The 16,947-nt window shown below is 71.4% G+C and carries 17 protein-coding genes and 1 pseudogene; 5 read left to right on the top strand and 13 right to left on the bottom strand.

The window, feature by feature from the left end:
- Positions 1 to 82: 82 nt before the first annotated feature.
- The 4 genes from ACWC94_RS08875 to ACWC94_RS08860 are packed head-to-tail and all read left to right on the top strand — an operon-like array spanning position 83 to position 3,409.
- Positions 83 to 1,147, top strand: a complete 1,065-nt coding sequence (locus tag ACWC94_RS08875; protein WP_450795732.1) for an ABC transporter substrate-binding protein — start codon at positions 83 to 85, stop codon at positions 1,145 to 1,147.
- Positions 1,148 to 1,194: 47 nt separating this feature from the next.
- Positions 1,195 to 2,157, top strand: coding sequence for a FecCD family ABC transporter permease (locus tag ACWC94_RS08870; protein WP_450795730.1), 963 nt, complete (start codon positions 1,195 to 1,197; stop codon positions 2,155 to 2,157).
- A 3-nt stretch (positions 2,158 to 2,160) separates the two neighbouring features.
- Positions 2,161 to 2,937 carry an ABC transporter ATP-binding protein gene (locus tag ACWC94_RS08865; protein ID WP_450795728.1) on the top strand — a complete coding sequence of 259 codons (777 nt, stop codon included), beginning with the start codon at positions 2,161 to 2,163 and terminating at the stop codon, positions 2,935 to 2,937.
- 43 nt (positions 2,938 to 2,980) lie between these two features.
- On the top strand, positions 2,981 to 3,409 hold the full coding sequence (locus ACWC94_RS08860; RefSeq protein WP_450795726.1) for a VOC family protein: 429 nt from the start codon (positions 2,981 to 2,983) through the stop codon (positions 3,407 to 3,409).
- Between the two features lie 169 nt (positions 3,410 to 3,578).
- Here the strand turns inward: ACWC94_RS08860 and ACWC94_RS08855 are convergent, their stop codons facing one another.
- Positions 3,579 to 4,439, bottom strand: a complete 861-nt coding sequence (locus ACWC94_RS08855) for a hypothetical protein (RefSeq protein WP_450795724.1) — start codon at positions 4,437 to 4,439, stop codon at positions 3,579 to 3,581.
- Between the two features lie 4 nt (positions 4,440 to 4,443).
- Complete coding sequence (locus ACWC94_RS08850; RefSeq protein ID WP_450795722.1) at positions 4,444 to 5,046, bottom strand: papain-like cysteine protease family protein; 603 nt, start codon at positions 5,044 to 5,046, stop codon at positions 4,444 to 4,446.
- A 244-nt stretch (positions 5,047 to 5,290) separates the two neighbouring features.
- Here ACWC94_RS08850 and ACWC94_RS08845 point away from each other — a divergent pair, with 244 nt between their 5' ends.
- Entirely contained in the window at positions 5,291 to 6,274 is a 984-nt protein-coding gene (locus ACWC94_RS08845) for a hypothetical protein (protein ID WP_450795720.1), read from the top strand.
- A gap of 129 nt (positions 6,275 to 6,403) precedes the next feature.
- Here ACWC94_RS08845 and ACWC94_RS08840 read toward each other — a convergent pair.
- The 11 genes and pseudogenes from ACWC94_RS08840 to ACWC94_RS08790 all read right to left on the bottom strand — a co-directional run.
- A pseudogene (locus tag ACWC94_RS08840) lies at positions 6,404 to 6,499 on the bottom strand (propionyl-CoA carboxylase); the annotation flags it as partial.
- A gap of 157 nt (positions 6,500 to 6,656) precedes the next feature.
- The gene (locus ACWC94_RS08835; RefSeq protein WP_450795718.1) at positions 6,657 to 7,043 is read right to left on the bottom strand and encodes a MoaF-related domain-containing protein; all 387 of its coding nucleotides are present in this window, start codon (positions 7,041 to 7,043) and stop codon (positions 6,657 to 6,659) included.
- Positions 7,044 to 7,136: 93 nt separating this feature from the next.
- A complete protein-coding gene (locus ACWC94_RS08830; RefSeq protein WP_450795716.1) occupies positions 7,137 to 8,321 on the bottom strand; it encodes an LLM class flavin-dependent oxidoreductase in 1,185 nt (394 codons plus the stop codon).
- An 82-nt stretch (positions 8,322 to 8,403) separates the two neighbouring features.
- A complete protein-coding gene (locus ACWC94_RS08825) occupies positions 8,404 to 8,940 on the bottom strand; it encodes a flavin reductase family protein (protein ID WP_450795715.1) in 537 nt (178 codons plus the stop codon).
- Entirely contained in the window at positions 8,937 to 9,749 is an 813-nt protein-coding gene (locus ACWC94_RS08820) for an SDR family oxidoreductase (RefSeq protein WP_450795714.1), read from the bottom strand. Before ACWC94_RS08820 ends, ACWC94_RS08825 begins: the two co-directional genes overlap by 4 nt.
- Before the next feature lie 45 nt (positions 9,750 to 9,794).
- A complete protein-coding gene (locus ACWC94_RS08815; RefSeq protein ID WP_450795713.1) occupies positions 9,795 to 10,319 on the bottom strand; it encodes a cupin domain-containing protein in 525 nt (174 codons plus the stop codon).
- Positions 10,320 to 10,398: 79 nt separating this feature from the next.
- Positions 10,399 to 11,499 carry a type III polyketide synthase gene (locus ACWC94_RS08810; RefSeq protein ID WP_450795712.1) on the bottom strand — a complete coding sequence of 367 codons (1,101 nt, stop codon included), beginning with the start codon at positions 11,497 to 11,499 and terminating at the stop codon, positions 10,399 to 10,401.
- 28 nt (positions 11,500 to 11,527) lie between these two features.
- On the bottom strand, positions 11,528 to 12,298 hold the full coding sequence (locus ACWC94_RS08805) for an SDR family NAD(P)-dependent oxidoreductase (protein ID WP_450795711.1): 771 nt from the start codon (positions 12,296 to 12,298) through the stop codon (positions 11,528 to 11,530).
- 231 nt (positions 12,299 to 12,529) lie between these two features.
- On the bottom strand, positions 12,530 to 15,778 hold the full coding sequence (locus ACWC94_RS08800) for a type 2 lanthipeptide synthetase LanM family protein (protein ID WP_450795710.1): 3,249 nt from the start codon (positions 15,776 to 15,778) through the stop codon (positions 12,530 to 12,532).
- A gap of 90 nt (positions 15,779 to 15,868) precedes the next feature.
- Complete coding sequence (locus tag ACWC94_RS08795; RefSeq protein WP_450795709.1) at positions 15,869 to 16,045, bottom strand: hypothetical protein; 177 nt, start codon at positions 16,043 to 16,045, stop codon at positions 15,869 to 15,871.
- A 100-nt stretch (positions 16,046 to 16,145) separates the two neighbouring features.
- Entirely contained in the window at positions 16,146 to 16,940 is a 795-nt protein-coding gene (locus ACWC94_RS08790) for an AfsR/SARP family transcriptional regulator (RefSeq protein ID WP_450795708.1), read from the bottom strand.
- Positions 16,941 to 16,947 lie beyond the last annotated feature (7 nt).

Raw genomic sequence — 16,947 nt, 5'->3', positions numbered from 1 at the left:
CGGACCTCGTCGGGAACTCACGGCCACGGCGCCACGACTACTGCAACAGAACACCACCGAGCCCCGCGAGCAAGGAGCCAGCATGACCCTCGAACGGCCGGTCGCCACCGTGGTGGCCGTGGCCCTGTGTCTGGTCACGGCGGCATGCGCCGACTCCTCGAAGGACGACCGGGCGAGCGGCGGACACGCCGACGCCGCCGCGTCGAGGACCGGATATCCGGTGACCATCGAGAACTGCGGTCGCACCGAGACCTTCAAGAAGGCTCCCGGCCGGGTGGTCGTCATGAACGGCGCCTCCGTGGCCGAGGCCTCGACACTGCTCGCCCTCGGCCTCGGCGACAGGATCGTCGCCAACGAACAGAGCTACGGCATGAGCGAGGTACCCGGCCGGGCCAAGGCCCTCAAGGCGCTGCCCACCGGGAACATCGAACTCAACGACGCCTACGACATCCCCCGCGAGGCGATGCTCGGCCTGCGCCCGGACCTGGTGCTGTCCACCACGTCGTACGGCTTCGACGAGAAGAACGGCTTCGCCACCCGCGACCAGTTGCAGCAGGTGGCAGCCAACACCTACGTCTCGCCGCAGGGCTGCGCGCAGGACACCTCGAAGATGACCGTCGCCGACAGCTACACGCTGCTGCGCGACATGGGGAAGATCTTCAACGTCACGGACCGGGCGGAGAAGCTGATCGCCGCGTCCCGGAAACACATCGACGAGGTGTCCGCCAAGATCAAGGGCAAGGGCGGGAAGGCGCCCAGGGTCATGGTGCTCTTCTCCAACATGTCCATGGGCGGCAACCCCTTCAGCTCGGTCGTCGCCCACGGCATCTACAACGACATCCTCACCAAGGCCGGCGGCTCCAACGCCTTCGAGTCGGCCTCCAAGACCTCCTTCGCCGACCTGAGCAAGGAGAAGGTCGCCGCCACCGATGTCGACGCGCTCGTCGTCATCGGCTACAACGACCCCCACCCGGCGGCCTACGCCAAGAAACTGCTGAAGGAGTTCCCCCAGTGGCCGGCCGCCAGGAAGAACAAGTACGTCGTCCTGTCCGACTCGATGTACCTCGGCCCGAGCAACGACCTGGCCGTGCGGAAGATCGCGCAGATGCTGCACCCCGAGGCGTTCCGGACCGGCCGACCCGGCTGAGGGCCGCCCTGGTCCTCACGTTCCTGCCCGTCGCGCTGGCCGCCACCATGATCGTGGCGATCAGCATCGGGGCGGTCACCATCCCGCTCGGGGACGTGTGGGGCGTCGTCTGGCACCACGTCACCGGGCAGGGCGCCTCCGGCGACCTCGCCACGGACCAGATCGTCTGGAACTTCCGCACCCCCCGGGTGGTCCTCGCCGCCCTGGTCGGCGCGGGGCTGGCAGTCTCCGGAGCGGTACTGCAGACCGTGGTGTCCAACCCGCTCGCCGACCCCGTCGTCCTCGGCTTCTCGTACGGGGCCACGCTCGGCGCCGTGCTGGTCATCACCCTGGGCGGCGGTGTGGCGCTCGCCGGGCTCGGGGTGTCGGCGGCCGCCTTCCTCGGGGCGGTGGCGGCCGGCGCACTCGTCTTCGCGCTGGGGCAGCGGAGAGGCCGGATGGCCCCCACCCGGCTGGTGCTGGCCGGAGTCGCGGTCGGCTACGTCTTCCTCTCGGCGACGAGCTACGTCCAGCTGCAGGCGACCCCGACCGAGTTGCGCACGGTGATGTTCTGGATGCTCGGCAGCGTGGCCGGCGCCCAGTGGGGCCAACTCCCCACGGTCACCGTCGTGGTCCTGGCCGGCACCGCCCTCCTCACTCTCTTCGGCCGGCGGCTCAACGTCCTGCTGGCCGGCGACGAGTCCGCCACCGCACTCGGCGTCGACGTCAACCGGCTGCGCGCGGTGCTCCTGCTGCTCAGCGCCCTGCTGACCGGAACCGTCATCGCCGTGGCCGGCAGTATCGGTTTCGTCGGCCTGATGATCCCGCACCTGGTCCGCCTCAGCCTCGGCGCCGACCACCGCCGTCTCCTGCCGCTGACCGCCCTGCTGGGCGCCCTCTACCTGGTCCTCGTCGACCTCCTCTCCCGCACCCTCGACCGCCCCAACGAACTGCCGCTGGGCATCCTGACCGCCCTGCTCGGCGCACCCTTCTTCCTGTGGCTGCTGCGCCGCAACAAGGGCCTGGACTGAAGCATGAAACTCACCGTCGACCAGCTCCACATCACCCTGGACCGCCGGCCGATCCTGCACGCCGTGAGCCTGGAGGCCCGCAAGGGCGACATCGTGGGCCTCGTCGGACCCAACGGCAGTGGGAAATCGACCCTGTTGCGCGCCGTCTACCGTTCCCTGCGTCCGGCGGACGGAGTGGTCAGGGTCGGCGACGACGACGTGTGGACCCTGTCCGCGCGCACCGCGGCCCGCCGCACCGCCGCCGTTCTCCAGGACGCCACCGGCAGCACCACCGGTCTGACCGTGACCGAGATCGTCGCGCTCGGCCGTGCCCCGCACCACGGGCTGCTGGGGCGCGACGGCGCCGGGGACCACCGCGCCGTGGAGGACGCCGTCGACCGGTGCGGCGTACGACCGTACGCGGACCGGGACTTCGCCTCCCTGTCCGGCGGTGAGCGCCAACGTGTGCTGCTCGCCCGGGCCCTGGCGCAGGACCCCCAGCTGCTCGTCCTCGACGAGCTGACCAACCACCTCGACATCCGTGCCAGGTTCGAGCTGCTGGACCTGATCCGCGCGACCGGTGTCACCACACTGGCGGTCCTGCACGACCTCGACCTGGCCGCCCGGCTCTGCGACCACCTGGTCGTCCTGCACGAGGGGGCCGTGGTGGCGGCGGGCCCGGTCCTGGACGTGCTCACCCCTGAGATCCTCGCGGACGTCTTCGGCGTACGGGCGTCCGCCGAGCGGCACGCCGACGGGGTCGTCCGCATCACCTACGCGGCGCAGCCACTCGCCCGGTGAGCACCCCCGATGAGCACCCCAACCCCCTTGCTAGGGTGCGCTGATGTCACCGATCAGGCAGTTCCAGGTCACCTTCGACTGCGCGGAACCCGAGCGCGTCGCCCGCTTTTGGTGCGAGGTGTTGGGGTACGCCGTATCGCCGCCACCGGCGGGGTTCGCCACGTGGGAGGATTACGACCGCTCACGGCCGCCCGAGGAACAGGGTTCACGGTCCGCCTGCAGTGATCCCTCAGGCGTGGGCCCCCGACTGTTCTTCCAGCGTGTTCCCGAAAGCAAGGTCGTCAAGAACCGGGTGCATCTGTGCGTGCGGGTCGGCACCGGGCTCGTGGGTGAAGAGCGCCTGGCCGCGCTCGAAGCGGAGTGCGCACGGCTGCTCCCGCTCGGCGCGGTCCGCGTGCGGCTGCTGTACGACGGCAACGACGCGTGCATCGTGATGCAGGACATCGAGGGCAACGAGTTCTGTCTCGACTGAGCATCCTCCGACCGACCACGGCGAGGAGTCCGTCAGCACGCCGACCCACATGGCCTGCCGCATCCCGACGCCGTCACCCGGCCCAGCAGCGGCCTGGAACGCGGCTGAAGCGACGGCGGACACCCCCGTGCCCCGGACGGGTGGACCAGGGGCACGGGGGTGAGGCGGCTCAGCCGGCGCGGTGCGCACGCCGCAGGCGGCGGACGCCGAAGCAGGCGCCGAGCAGGGCGGTGACGGCAGCGCCCGCGGTGACGGCCACCCCGGCGGTCGCCGCGGGCGCGGCGGACGCGCGCGGGGGCGCGGCCGTACCGCCGTAGCCGCCGCCCTCGCCCGCCCGGTCGTAGGCGGACCCCGGGAGCTTGTCGCCGTATTCCGCGTGGACGCGGCGCTGGTAGGCGGCCAGGGAGACGCCGCTGTTCCCCACGGCGTGGCGCGCGTCGGGGTCGAGCGGCAGCACACGGCCGTCGCGCACCACGTACCACGCGTCGATCTGCGGTTCCCGGAAGACGGTTCCGAGGCCGTGCGCCTCGTTGGCGTAGTCGGTCTCGTCACCGCCGGTCGCGATGTTGACGACCTTCCACCCCTTCGCCGTCCGCACGGTCCACACCGAGGCGGCCTGGCCGTCGGCGGAGACCGCCTTGCTCGCGACGAACTGCGGGTCTGCGACAGGGGCGCCCGGGCGTCCGGCGACGAACCCCGGGGCGAGGAAGTAGACGGTTGCCGACGGGCCGACCAGGTGCGGCCGGGCCGCGCTCTGCGCGATCGCGCCGTCGCGGGCGAAGAAGCGCGCAAGGGTGAGGAGGGTCGCCGGGGATGACGCCGCCTCGCGCGCCTGAGCGGTTTCGGCGGCGGTGAAGGGCGCGGGGAAGTCGCTGGCGGCCGCCGCGTGGGCGGCGGTGGGGGCGAGTGCGCCGAGGAACGCGGTGGCGGCGAGCCCCGCGGCCACCGCCCCCTCGCGGACGGGCCGGCGGCCGGCGGGCACGGGCCGCTTGGGTGTGCGGCGCTTCGGTGACGTGCGGATCGGGGTCATGGGGTCACGCTCCGATCCCGTAGAGCGAGTGGGTCCACGTGAACGCGTCGTTGCTCACGTAGTAGTCGTAATCCCCCCAGTTGTAGCGGTAGTTGGAGGGCCACGGGTCGCCCCAGTAGACCTGGGTGCCCGAGGTGTCGTAGCCGTACAGCACATGCATGTGGCCGCCCCCGGAGCTCCACTCGATGCGCGTCTCGATGGGACGGTCGGCGCTGATCTCGTTCTGCACGGTGCCGTAGCGCAGATACCCCCTCACGTACGTACCGGGGTTGATGCCCATCCAGTCGAGGGCGTTCTGCACGTCGCCCAGAGCCGCCTGCCAGTTGCCGCAGGTGCTGCCCTGGGGCCGGTTGAAAGCCGCGTCGCAGAACTGGTTCTGGGTGTAGCCGCGCCCGAACCACGACGCGATGGTGTTGCCGCTCGCCGCCCAGCACCAGTTGCTGTTCTGCTGCGCCTGCATGGTGATGCCGAGGCGCTTGGCGGCGGGAACGGCGGGGTGGGCGGCGGTGTGCGGAGCGGCGTGAGCGGTGGCCGTGGGGACGAGGACGGCGACGGTCACGAGGACCGCTGTCGTCAGCCGCCTACGGCCTCGGGTGGTAGGGGACATGGCGTTCCTCCCAGTCAGGGTGGGGGTGGAGGAGCGCGTCCGGACGCTGCGACAGCAGCATCGATCTCTTGTCGGGTCTCGGTCAATGACGTCATCCACAGGGCTGGCGGGGAAGTGAACCGGGCCCGTACGGTTGTGAACGCCTGGCCTGTACCAGCAGCTGGCAGCGGAGGAAACGCCCCGTTCCGGGACGGGGAAGTGAACGTTCACAGGAAAGCGGGCAGACGGGGAGGGGAGGGGCCCGATGGCAGCACACAGCACCGACCGCCGTGCCGCCCCGCGCCCCGGTGACCCGGCCCTCGGCCCCACGCGCCGCCCCACCCCGGAGGCCGAACTCGCCGAGGCCCTGCGGACCGGTCCGTTCTCCGCCGCGCTCCGGGCCGCGCTCGCCGCCCGCGGGCTGGCCCTGCACCGCGTGCAGCACCGGCTCGCCCAGCGCGGCATACGTGTCGGTGTGACCAGCCTCAGCTACTGGCAGCGCGGTGTGCGGCGGCCCGAGCGGCCCGAGTCGCTCCGTGCCGTCACCGCCCTGGAGGAGGTCCTGGAGCTTCCCCCGCACGCCCTCACCCGCCTGATAGGCCCACGCGCCACCGGCGACCGTCCCCCGGCCCGCCCGTATCGCACCCTCCTCGAACCCGCCGCCGCGCTCGAATCACTGCTGGCGAGTCTGGCGGCACCGGCGGACGGCGGACTGCACACCGTGATCCACTACGAGCACGTTCGCATCGGTGCCCGTCGAGAGCTCGCCGCCCGCGACTCGCAGCACGTCGTACGGGCCCATCGCGATGGCGTCGACCGCTATCTCGCCATCCATCACGGCGACCCGGGCTGCGACACGGAACGGGTACGGGTACGCGGTCTCGGCAACTGCCGGGTCGGGCGGATCCGGCGTCACGGTGCTTCGGGAGTGGTCGTCGTCGAGCTGCTCTTCGACGGGCGGTTGGCGGTCGGCGAGACCGCCGTCCTGGGGTACCGCTTCGAGGACGGCACCGGCGCACCCAGCCATGAGTACGTTCGCGGCTTCACCTACGGCGGCGGCCAGTACGTCCTGCAGGTCGGCTTCGACCGCGCTGCCCTGCCCGTCCACTGCCGCCGCTTCGCCCGCTCCTCGGCGACGGCCCCGCGCGAGGCGGTCGCCGATCTGACACTGAACGCCTCCGGCTCGGTCCACCTCGTGGAGCAGCAGATACGGCCGGGCGTCCTCGGCATCACATGGGAGTGGGACTGAGGGCCGGCTGCCCCTGCCGGAGAACCTCGGCTGACGTCTCCGGCGGACCGGGCAGCCCGCGGCACGCGCAGGGTGTCCTCGACCGCACCGGACGTCTCTTCTCCGTCGTCGCGGTGGCGTGGGCCATGGGGGCGGGTTGCCGTGCTTGCGGGCCGGGAGGCCGGCGTGCTTGGTGCGCAGCATCTCCAGGGCGCGGACGAGGGTGTGACGGGTGTCGGCGGGGTCGCCGGGCCGAGGCGGTCGCCGTCCCTGCACGTGCCATGCGGGTGGCCTTCCCGTTGTCGAGCCCCGATTGGGGGGAAGCGGCCCCGCCCGGTGAGGGGGAGGGCAGGGCCGCAGGCGGTGCGCCGCGTCGCCTCGTGGGCGGCGGCCGTCCCAGGTGTCAGGAGTCGCGGCTGATCCTCCCGGTGTGCATCTCTCCCCGGCGCTCGCCGCCCTCCAGCGGCGGCTTGCTGAGGAAGTTGCTCATGGTGCCTGCCACCAGGTCCTGCACGTTGCAGATCACCACACCGTTCGGCTCCACCCAGCCGACCTGGTACGTGCCGTGGGAAAGGCGGCGGACGAAGACGTCCACCGTGCCGCAGGGACCCGCGGGGACACCGCTGTTGCCCGGCTCCAGGACGGTGAGGGTGACGCTCTCGCCGTCGGCGGAGTACTCCTGCCGGGCCACCAGTCCGGTGTCGACACGGACCGTGAAGGAATGGCCGGCCAGGACCGGCTCGTCAGTGGTCGAGGGGTGCACGGCGGCGGGCGCGCTGTCGGTGCTCATACGGACTCCTTCATTTCTGTCCATGGGTTCGGGTGATCCATGGGTGTGCGTGTTCGGGTGATCGACGCGGAGGCCGGGGCAGTGCGGGGCCGTTCAACCGGCGGACGGGTTCGCCCCGGCCGCGTGGCGTTCGATGGCTGAATGAATGGCCGCCTGGGAGGCCCCGAGGAACTGCGGGCGGTTCTCCGCCACCCAGTCCCGGCTGGCGCGCAGGCTGTCCAAGGAGCCCCGGAAGTGCGGGGCGACGTAGCGGGCGAACAAGTCGTAGGAGCGCCGGGTGCGTTCCCGGTCGGCCCAGTTGTGCCCCATCATCAGGTAGGTACCGAAGCCGCCGGACTGCTTGGCGAGGCGTTCGATCTGGGCGATCGCGTCGTCGGGGGTTCCGATGACCGCGAAGCCGGACGCGTTGACCGCGTCGACCAGATCCGCGTGGTTGTCCGATTCCGGAGCCAGCGGCAGCGTCGCCACCTGGGTGAAGTACTCGACCCAGTCGCTCAGGCCGTGCGTCACATCGGCGATGGCCTGTTCCCGGGTCTCGGCGATGTGCATCGGCCCCGAGATGCGCCAGGCGTTCCGGTCGACCGAGCTGCCGTACCGGTCCGCCTGCTGCTCCATGACGTCCCAGTGCTGCCCCAGAACATTGAATCCCGCGGAGGCGGTCGCGGCGATCGACATCAGCGCACAGCCGAACCGGCCCGCGGACAGCGGTCCCGACGGCGAGACGGTCCCGGCCACCGCGATCTCGAAGTGCGGTGCGGTGTAGGGGCGCGTCTGCAGGCGCGCCTCGCGCAGTTCGAACCAGTCGGTCTTGCGGGTGACCGGCTGGTCGCCGCGGAGGAGCGCGACGACGGCCTCCAGGCCCTCCGCCATCATGTCCCGCTGCCGGGCCACCTCGATGCCCATCATGTACGCGTCCGACGCCAGTGCACCGGGGCCGACACCGAGCATCGCACGGCCCCGGGTGAGATGGTCGAGCAGCACCATGCGGTCGGCGAGCATCAACGGGTGGTGGTACGGCAGGGAGGTGACTCCGGTGCCGAACCTCAGGTGCCTGGTGCGCTCGGCCGCCGTGGCGATGAACAACTCGGGTGCGGGGACCAGCTCCCAGCCCCCTGAGTGGTGCTCACCGATCCACGCCTCGTCGAAGCCCAACCGGTCCAGGTGCACCATCAGATCGAGGTCGTCCTCGAGGGCCAGCGTCGGGTTCTGCCCACTCTTGTGGAACGGCGCGAGGAAGACACCGAACCGCCCTGGTCCGGGCACGGTCACGTCACTCATCAGTACCTCAATCAGCTCATTACCGGTATGCGGGTCGGGGACGGACGTCGCGGGCGGGTTCGGCCGCTCCTCGTGGACGCGCTCAGGACGCGGCACGGGGAGCGCCCGCCGGGAGGGCTTTTGCGGCGGGGGGCCGGATGCGGTGGAAGGCCCGCTGGTAATACAGCAGCGGTTCGCCCTCCCGCACACAGGCGCGGTGCACCTCCCCGAGCAGGATCACGTGGTCGCCCGCCGCGATACGGTCCGCCGTGCGGCACTCCAGCCGGGTGAGGGTTCCGTCCAGCAGCGGCGCGCCACCCAGTCCGGACCGTGTCGCCGACCCGGCGAACTTGTCCGCGTCCTTGCGGGCGAACCGCACCGCCAGCCCCTCCTGGTCGTCACGCAGCACATGGACGGCGAACCAGGCGGACGCGCGAAAGGTCTCCAGGCAGTTGGCGTTCCGGTCCAGGCAGACCAGGACCAGCGGGGGTGCCATCGACACGGCGGTGAAGGAGCTGGCCGTGAACCCGTGGGGCCGGCCGGCCGCGTCAGCGGCGGTGACGACCGTGATGCCGGTCGCCCACTGCCGCATGGAGTCGCGGAACAACTCCGGTGCCATCGACGGTGAGGAGGCGATCATGTCGCCCCCTCGACCACGGGCTCAGGTGCCGGCAGCGCCCTCATCCAGTCGATGGGGTGGTTGAGCCCGCCGGAGGCCGGGATGGACACCCCGTTGACCCAGCCGGAGGCGGGCTGCACGATCAGCGACACGATCCCCGCGATGTCCTCGGCGCCGGCGAGGCGTCCCGCCGGAATCGTGCGCCGCATCGCCGCGCGTACCGCCTCGGGCACGTCCCGGCTGGTGTCGGTCTGGACGAATCCGGGCCGTACCGCGTTCACGGTGACTCCGCTGTGTCCCTCTTCGGCCGCGGTGTAGCGCACCAGTGCCTCCAGGGCCGCCTTGCCGACGCCGTAGGCGGCCATGCCCGGTGCGGTGGGCCCGACGGCGTGACCGCTGCTGATCACCACGAACCGGCCGAACCCGCGCCGCTGCATGCCGGGGAGCAGCTCCTGGGTCAGCCGGTGGAGCACCGCCAGGTCGGCGGTGACCTTGTGCAGCAGTTGATCCGTACCCAGTTGCACGACTCCCGCTCTGCTGTGCGGGGTTGTCGCGTTGCTCACCACGATGTCGACTGCGCCGACGGCATCGCGCAGGTCGTCCAGCAACCGGTCCGCGGCCTCGGTCCCGTCGAGATCGGCACGCAGCACGTGCGCCGTGCCGGTGAGCGCGCGGCACTCGGCGGCGACGCGCTCGGCCGCGTCACGGTCGCTGCGGTAGGTGAGCACCACCCGGGCGCCCAGCCGGGCCAGGGCTCTCGCGGTCGCGGCGCCGATTCCCCGGCTGCCGCCGGTGACCAGTGCCGTCCGTTGGGTCAGTGGGTCTGCCACGGTCTCTCCATGCAGCGGCTAGGGGGCGTTCCGGTCAGGTTCCGGTCACTGCTGACCGGGTCCGAAGCGGAGCGGGGTGAGCTGGGTGACGTCGTAGCGGTCGCGCAGCCGCTGCACCTTGTCCGAGTCGACCGTCCTGCCGGAGGAGAAGATGTCGCACAGCTCCTCGAAGTAGCGCTCGTGGTCCGGCGGCGGAGCGCACTGGAAGATCATCCGGGCCGGCCGGTCGGTCGGATTGCGGAACGCGTGGGGGGTGTGCTCGGGCACGAACATGCTGCTGCCCACGCCCGCCCGCACCACCCGCCGGCCGTCCGGTGCCTCCCAGTCGTGCCAGCTGTCCCGCGTGCGTTCCTTCGGCTCGAAGGCCAGCAGGTCGAGCTGCCCTTCGAGGATGTAGAAGAACTCCTTCGCATGCGTGTGGAAGTGCGCGCCGGTGTCGAAGCCGGGAGGGACGACGACCTCGAATATCGACGCGAACCCGGCGTCGGCACCGGTGACCTTGAAGGTCACCTCCTGTGCCTTGGTGATGAGCTTCCTGCCCTGCCCGGGAGGGACGATCACTCCGTCCACAGCTGGCTTCCTCTCCTGAACCGCGTGGTGTGCGCTGTGTGCTGAGGGGGTGTTGGCGGCGAACCGCGGGCCGCCGGCCTCAGGACATCGCGGGGACCGCCTCCCGGACCGGGGCCTGGACGCCGTCCTGTGCGATGCCGGCCCAGGTGCCCAGGGCCATCTCCGCCGTGATGCCGGGGCCGAAGCCGGCGATGACGCCCTGGGCGCCGAGCGGGGCTCCGCCCTCGTCGAAGAGCCGGGCGAGGGCGTCCAGGACGACGGCGCTGGCGATGTTGCCGTATTCGGTCAGCGTCGCCCGGCTGTAGCGGAAGTTCTCGGGCGGGACACCGAGGAACTTCGACAGGTCGTCGAGGATGCGGGGGCCGCCCGCGTGGATGATGTAGAAACCGAGACCCTCGATGTCCCACCGGTGCTCGGTGGCCAGCTCGCGCATGACGGGAGCGAGGGGCTCCATGGTGCCGGGCACCCTGCGGTCCAGCTGGAAGTGGAATCCGGTGGAGCGGACCGCGTAGGAGATCCAGTCCTCGGTGTGCGGAATGAGGTAGGAGCCGTTGCGCTCCAGGCAGACGCCGTGGCCGCCGGTGCCGCGGACGACGGCGGCGGCGACCGCGTCACCGAACAGGCCGTCGGAGAGCAGGGATCCCACACCGATGTCCGTGGGCTGGTAGCACAGCGAGCACAGCTCGCAGGAGACGATGAGGACGTTCTTGTCCGGGTAGGCGGTGCAGAAATCGTGCGCCCGGTTGATCGCCGCTCCGCCGGCGGCGCAGCCCAGTTGGGCGATGGGGATCTGCCGGGTGTCGGACCTGAAGCCCAGTTCGTTGATCAGCCACGCGGTCAGCGAGGGCATCAGGAATCCGGTGCAGGAGACATAGATGATGGCGTCGATGTCCTGTGCGGTCACATCGGCGTGGGCCAGTGCCTCCATGACGACGGCGGGTACGCGCTTCTTGGACTCGGCTTCGTAGACGCGGTTGCGCGTTTCGAAGCCGGGGTGCGCGAGCGTCTTCTCGATGGGCTGGACGATATGCCGTTTCTGCACGCCGGTATTGCGTATCAGCCGGAGAGCCAGCGGAAGTTGAGGATTGTCCGCGTGGACCTTCCTGGCGAATTCCAGCGTCTCGTCCATGGTGATGACGTGTTCCGGGACGGCAACGGCGGGCTTGCACAGCGTGGACACGGTTTCGCTCCTGGTGGGGGGGTGGTTGTCAGAACAGGCAGCTGTCCACCGGCATGGTCCGTCCGGTGATGTACCCGGCATCGGGGCCCGCCAGGAAGGCATAGGCCCCGGCTACCTCGGCCGGCTGTGCGACAGTGCCGAGCGCGTGGCTGACGGCCAGCCACTGCTCAGTGGGCAGGTCGAGCCCGGGGGGCTGGTAATGGGCGCCGTTCGCCGCGGCCATGTCAGTGGCGGTCGCTCCGGGCGCCACGGCGTTGACGGTGATCCCGCGGCGGCCGAGCTCGGCGGACAGGCTGCGCACCATGGCCTCCACCGCGGCCTTGCTGGCGGAGTACAGGGTGTGCTCGAAGACGGTGCGACGGGCGGCGACGGAGGAGGTGAGAATGATCCGGCCGCCTTCCGTCAGGTGGCGGGCGGCGTGCTGAGCGGCGAACAGCTGGCCGTGGGTGTTGACCGCGAAGACCTCGTGGACGGTTTCGGGCGTCAGGCCGGCCAGCGGCCCGAAGTGCTCGATGCCCGCGCAGGACGCCATGACGTCCAGTCGTCCGAACGTGGTGACGGCGCGGTCGACGAGGGCCCCCGTCTCCTTCGGGTCGGCGACATCGGCCCGTACCGCCAGCGCCTGGATTCCGTCCGCCTTGAGTTCGGACTCCAATTCCCGGGCCGCCTCGACGGCATTGCGGTATCCGAAGACGATGGATGCCCCTTCCGTTCCCAGACGCCTGACCACGGCAGCGCCGATTCCCCGGCTGCCGCCGGTTACCACGGCAACCTTTCCCGCCAGCGGTTTACCTGCCATCTGAGACTCGCTTTCTCTTCGGGGCCACAGATACAGGTTGGCGGAGTGCGCTAGCAGTTGACTCAAAGAAGGCATGCACCACAACCGGCCCCGGAACACACCGGAACGCACAGCGAAGCGGCGGCGCCCGGCCCGGGTGCACACGACAAAGAGCCGGCCGCGCAACGGGATTGCGCGACCGGCTCGCACCGGAACTCAGCAGCTTTTGCACACAGGAGAACGGCAGGTGTTCTACGGCCCTTCGGGAGGCTGTACGAGCAGGACCGAGGGAACGCTTTCCGGGGCGGCCATGCGAAGGAGGTTGTAGCCGATTCCGGCGATTCCGGTGAAGAGCCCCGGGACCTCCTCCCCGTCGGGTGTCCCGCAGCGCCATCCGGTCCGGCGGGCCCCCTCCAACGCCGCCTTCGGCGCTCCGGCGAACTGCCCCCGCCCGCACAGGCCCGCGCGCTCGGCCAGCAGCAGCAGTTCGAGGTTGCCCAGGTCCCCGTGGCACAGGCTGTGGTTCGCGCGGCTCGCGCGCGTGGCGGGCAGGGCGTCCACGACCTCGGCACGCAGATCGCGGACGGCGTCCGCCAGGTACGGCGCGGCGATGAACTCCGTGCGGACCATGGCCATTCCCGCGGCGCCGTGGCACCAGGACGACCGGAACCGGTCCGGTACGCCGTCGCGCAGATCGGGCCAGTTCCGCTCGTGCCGGCTGTAGGTGCTCGCTTCGTAGGCGAGGGCCTGGGTGATGGCCTCGACGTGCCGTCGGTCGGGCACGAGCTCTTCGAGGCGGCTCAGGGCCAGGGCGATGCCGGACGTGCCGTGGGCCAGTCCGGTGAGGGGGCGGGTGCCGGCGACGGCCGTGTGGTGCCAGGCGGCGCCCCGCTCCATGACGGTGCGGCCGGTGAGCAGGCGCTGACCGGCGAGCCGGGCCAGGGCCAGCAGCTCCGGATCGGGGTGGACGGAGTGCGCGGCGAGCAGGGCCAGAAGCCAGCCCGCGCTGCCGTCGAGGATGTCGTACCTGCGGTCCTGGGCGATGGCCCCGGCCAGGCAGGGCACCACCGCGTCGCGCACCGCGGTGAACCGGTCCCGGTGTCCGCCCAGCCGCCGGTCGTGGCTCATGAAGTACAGGGCCCCGAGGCCCGGGCCGATGTCCTGCGGGCCCGCGGGCTGCCCGTCACGGGAACGTTGTTCCCGCTCGTCGGTCACACGGCGCACGACCTCGTCGGCGACGCGTTCCGCGTAGGCGTGGAAGCGCCGCTTCCCGGTGATCCGGCTCAGGCGGAGGAAGAACAGCCCGATTCCGGAGAGACCGGAGTACAGGTCGACACCGACCGGTGCGATGGCACTCGCGCCCTCCGCGATCGCGCGGGTGCCGAGCCAGCCCACCCGCTCTCCGGAGGTCGCGGAGAGCTGGATGAGCCGGTCGCCGATGGCCCCGGCCGCGTCGATCAGCGCACCGGCGCCCGGTTCGCCGGCCGAGCCGCCGCGTCCGGTCCGGCGGTGGGGGAGGAGCCGTGGCATGCGGGGCCGGCCGGACGCGGACAGGCCGGCGAAGGAGGTGGTGATGATCCATTCCTGCCGCGCCATGTCGTCCGGGCCCATCGCCCGGAGCTTCGCTCGCACCTGGGAGAGCGGGCTGGAGGCAAGGAAGTCCGGGACGGTCTCCCCGTTGTCCAGGTGCAGGTCTCGCGTACCGGGCGTGATGCGGAAGGCGGGGACGTCGCCGGCCAGCAGCGCGTCCATCTCGCCGCGCACGATCCGCTCCCTTCCCGGTGCGCCCCGCCAGCCCGAACACAGCCGGGCCACGCTGCGCTCCCGGTCGAGGGCGTCGGACACGAAGTCCGGGTGATAGCTCTCCCGCAGGACCTTCTCGTACACGGCGGTGGCCCGGTGCAGATAGCGCACGGGTGTGGTGGCGAACCGCTCCACCATGCCCCCGGGAGCCAGCAGTTCGTCACGGTGGCGGCACAGCCACCGGTAGCCGGTCCGGAATCCGGCGAGCAGGTCGGCGACGAACGCGGCGGGATCCACGGGCGAGCCGTCGGCCAGCCGTGGCCGGTTGTCCGTCCCCGCAACCTCCACCTCCCGACTGACCAGGCGCATCCGATCGGTCCCGGCGTTCTCGGGCACGAGCAGCGGCACCACCCAGGGCTGCCCCTCGGCCCCGCTGATGCCACTCAGATCCGTCACCCGGGGAGGCTGCCCCTCCTCGCTCACCAGCGTCTTTCCCGGCAGCAGACCGGTCGACAGCACCGAGTCGTGGAACAGCAGGTCGGCCGGACCGGGGCGGGGGTCCTCGGCCCACACCGACACGCCGTGGTCCGCGGGGTGGAAGAGGGCTTCCAGGTCGACCAGCACCGGCTGGTCGGCGACGGCGATGACGTTCTCGTGGTGCAGGTCGGTGCCGCGGAAGGCGTGCACCATGGCGAGCGCCGCTCCCATGCGGTGGTAGAACACGGCAACCTGCCGCGTGGACCGGCAAGGAGCCGGGCTCAGGTACTCCACCCAGCCGTAGTCGGACCGGTCGAGCAAGCGCGGGACGCGGACCGGGATCCCGCTCTCCTGGTGGAAACGGGCCAGGACTTCGGCGAAGGCCGCCTCCACGCCCAGGGGTCTGGGCTTGTACATCACGACGCCGTCGTCGGTGAACTCCACCTTGCACACGCTCTGTCCGCCTCTGTGCGGGTCACCGAGGCCGAACGAGAGCCCACGAACCCCGGTGGGGAGGTGCCCGGCCAGGAGCGTCCGGCTGATCTCCGGCAGGTCAGCCCGAAGGCGCCGGGCGAAGCGCAGACCGTTGTGCACCCAGGTCTCCAGGGCCTCGGTCGCCTGTCGCGCCAGTACCGGGTACCGCGACCAGAAGGCGGACCGGAAGCCGGGATCGGTCAGCTGCCCGGTGAACGACGCGAAACGCTCCTGCGGGGTCCGGCCGCTCAGCCGGCCCGCCACCCGGGCCAGGTTGATCTCCAGGATCATGGCCGGTGCGAGCATCGCGTCGAGCCGGGCCAGCGGCACGGTCGCGCACAGTGCGTCCGCCACCCCGGCGGGCCCGCCGGGGCCGTCGTCGCTCAGCGCGGTGCGCAACCGGGCCGTGGCCCGGCAGATCAGTGGCTCGGCGATGCGGGGGAAGACCGGTCCCGAGTACGCGTACGTTCCCGGTGCCGCCCGGTGCGCGGAGGTGAACGCCCTGAGCCACGCCGGATGCCCGGTGCCGTCCGCGGCCAGCCGGTCCGCCAGGTGCGCGGGGTCCTCGCCGAGCACCCGCCGCAGGGTCGCGGCGTCGGTGCCCAGGGCCCGCAGGTTCGCTTCGACGGAGCCGGGACTGCCACGGAATGCGGCGAGTTGCCCCCAGGCATCCATGCGGGTGGCGGCCCGCTGCGGGTGCGAGGCCGGCGGCGGACCGGACGCGGTGCGCTCGGCCAGGGACTGCGCCGCCGCCCAGGCGGCGGTCTCGGACAGGTGCCGGTACGCCGCATCGGGGGGCGCGCCCATGATGTACCTCCCAGGTCCGGTCGTGTCCGGCGGCCACCGGCCGCACGGTGGCCCGGTGGGAACGGCGTCCCACCGGGCCGGTGCCGATCGTCAGCAGCACACCCAGTAGATCGCCGAGAGGGTGGTCACCGAGCCCGAGCGGGCCTGCGTCCCGACCCGCTCACCGGGCAGCTCGGCGGTCAGGTCGACGGATCCCGCCGGGTGCACCGCGAATATCTCGGTGGTCTCCGCACCGGTGGGGGTCTTGTCTGCCGTGGTGGTGTTCATCTCGTCTCCTTCTCGGGTGAGGTGTCCGGGCTTTCGGATGCGGGGGCCGTACACGGTCGTTCCTCTGCAGCCGCGCCACGGAGGGGCGCGCCCCCTCCGGCTACGCATTCCTGCCGGCCGGGCTCAGGCGATCGGCCTGGAGCCGGTGCTCCAGGGCGGGATCGGACTCCAGGACACCGCGGTGCAACCGCTGCAGCGCGGGGGAGGGGTCGAGGCCGAGTTCGTGGATCATCGCCGTACGCAGTCGCTCGTAGGCCTCGAGGGCGCGGCTGCGGTGGCCGCTGCGGTACAGCGCGAGGATGAACTTCGCGTTCAGGTCCTCGTCGACATGGTGTTCCGCGACCAGTCCGGCGAGTTCGCTGAGCACCGTCCGGTGATGACCCAGATGCAGTTCCGCGTCGATCCGGTGCCCGATCATCGTCATCCTGGACTGCTCCAGCCGCGCCACCTCGGCCTCCAGCAGCCGCCCGTGTTCGACGTCGGCCAGGGCGGGGCCGTGCCACAGGGATTCGGCCCGGCGGAACAGTTCGACGGCCTGCCGATGGTTGCCCTCCGCCAGGGCCGCGTTGCCGTCCCGCTCCAACGACCGGTACTCCCGAAGGTCCGACCAGCCCTCGCCCAGACAGAAGGCGTACGCCGCCCCGCGGGTCTGCAGGACCTCCCGGGCCACTGTCTGCGTGGGCACCCCCATGGCCTGTGCCAACAGCTTGCGCAGGAGCACCACGTAGGTCTGCAACGTCGTACGGGCCGTGGCCGGCAGCCGCTCTCCCCAGATCTCGGAGAAGAACGAGGAAACAGGGACAACCGTCGGAGAATTGAGCAGGAGCAGAGCGATCACCTTGCGCTGCTTCTTGGCGGTGGGAAGAGCCGTATGCGAATCGATCCACAGGTTCATCGGACCC

The organism is Streptomyces sp. NPDC001135 (genome assembly GCF_053598395.1).
This window is presented reverse-complemented; position numbering and strand designations above follow the sequence as displayed.

What these genes read in the sequence shown, in the direction of transcription:
- ACWC94_RS08845 (WP_450795720.1), top strand. Translation starts at nt 5,291, where the DNA reads ATGGCAGCACACAGCACCGACCGCCGTGCCGCCCCGCGCCCCGGTGAC.
- ACWC94_RS08875 (WP_450795732.1), top strand. Translation starts at nt 83, where the DNA reads ATGACCCTCGAACGGCCGGTCGCCACCGTGGTGGCCGTGGCCCTGTGT.
- ACWC94_RS08850 (WP_450795722.1), bottom strand. Translation starts at nt 5,046, where the DNA reads ATGTCCCCTACCACCCGAGGCCGTAGGCGGCTGACGACAGCGGTCCTC.
- ACWC94_RS08790 (WP_450795708.1), bottom strand. Translation starts at nt 16,940, where the DNA reads ATGAACCTGTGGATCGATTCGCATACGGCTCTTCCCACCGCCAAGAAG.
- ACWC94_RS08870 (WP_450795730.1), top strand. Translation starts at nt 1,195, where the DNA reads ATGATCGTGGCGATCAGCATCGGGGCGGTCACCATCCCGCTCGGGGAC.
- ACWC94_RS08825 (WP_450795715.1), bottom strand. Translation starts at nt 8,940, where the DNA reads ATGATCGCCTCCTCACCGTCGATGGCACCGGAGTTGTTCCGCGACTCC.
- ACWC94_RS08855 (WP_450795724.1), bottom strand. Translation starts at nt 4,439, where the DNA reads ATGACCCCGATCCGCACGTCACCGAAGCGCCGCACACCCAAGCGGCCC.
- ACWC94_RS08800 (WP_450795710.1), bottom strand. Translation starts at nt 15,778, where the DNA reads ATGGGCGCGCCCCCCGATGCGGCGTACCGGCACCTGTCCGAGACCGCC.
- ACWC94_RS08835 (WP_450795718.1), bottom strand. Translation starts at nt 7,043, where the DNA reads ATGAGCACCGACAGCGCGCCCGCCGCCGTGCACCCCTCGACCACTGAC.
- ACWC94_RS08865 (WP_450795728.1), top strand. Translation starts at nt 2,161, where the DNA reads ATGAAACTCACCGTCGACCAGCTCCACATCACCCTGGACCGCCGGCCG.
- ACWC94_RS08795 (WP_450795709.1), bottom strand. Translation starts at nt 16,045, where the DNA reads ATGAACACCACCACGGCAGACAAGACCCCCACCGGTGCGGAGACCACC.
- ACWC94_RS08860 (WP_450795726.1), top strand. Translation starts at nt 2,981, where the DNA reads ATGTCACCGATCAGGCAGTTCCAGGTCACCTTCGACTGCGCGGAACCC.
- ACWC94_RS08830 (WP_450795716.1), bottom strand. Translation starts at nt 8,321, where the DNA reads ATGAGTGACGTGACCGTGCCCGGACCAGGGCGGTTCGGTGTCTTCCTC.
- ACWC94_RS08805 (WP_450795711.1), bottom strand. Translation starts at nt 12,298, where the DNA reads ATGGCAGGTAAACCGCTGGCGGGAAAGGTTGCCGTGGTAACCGGCGGC.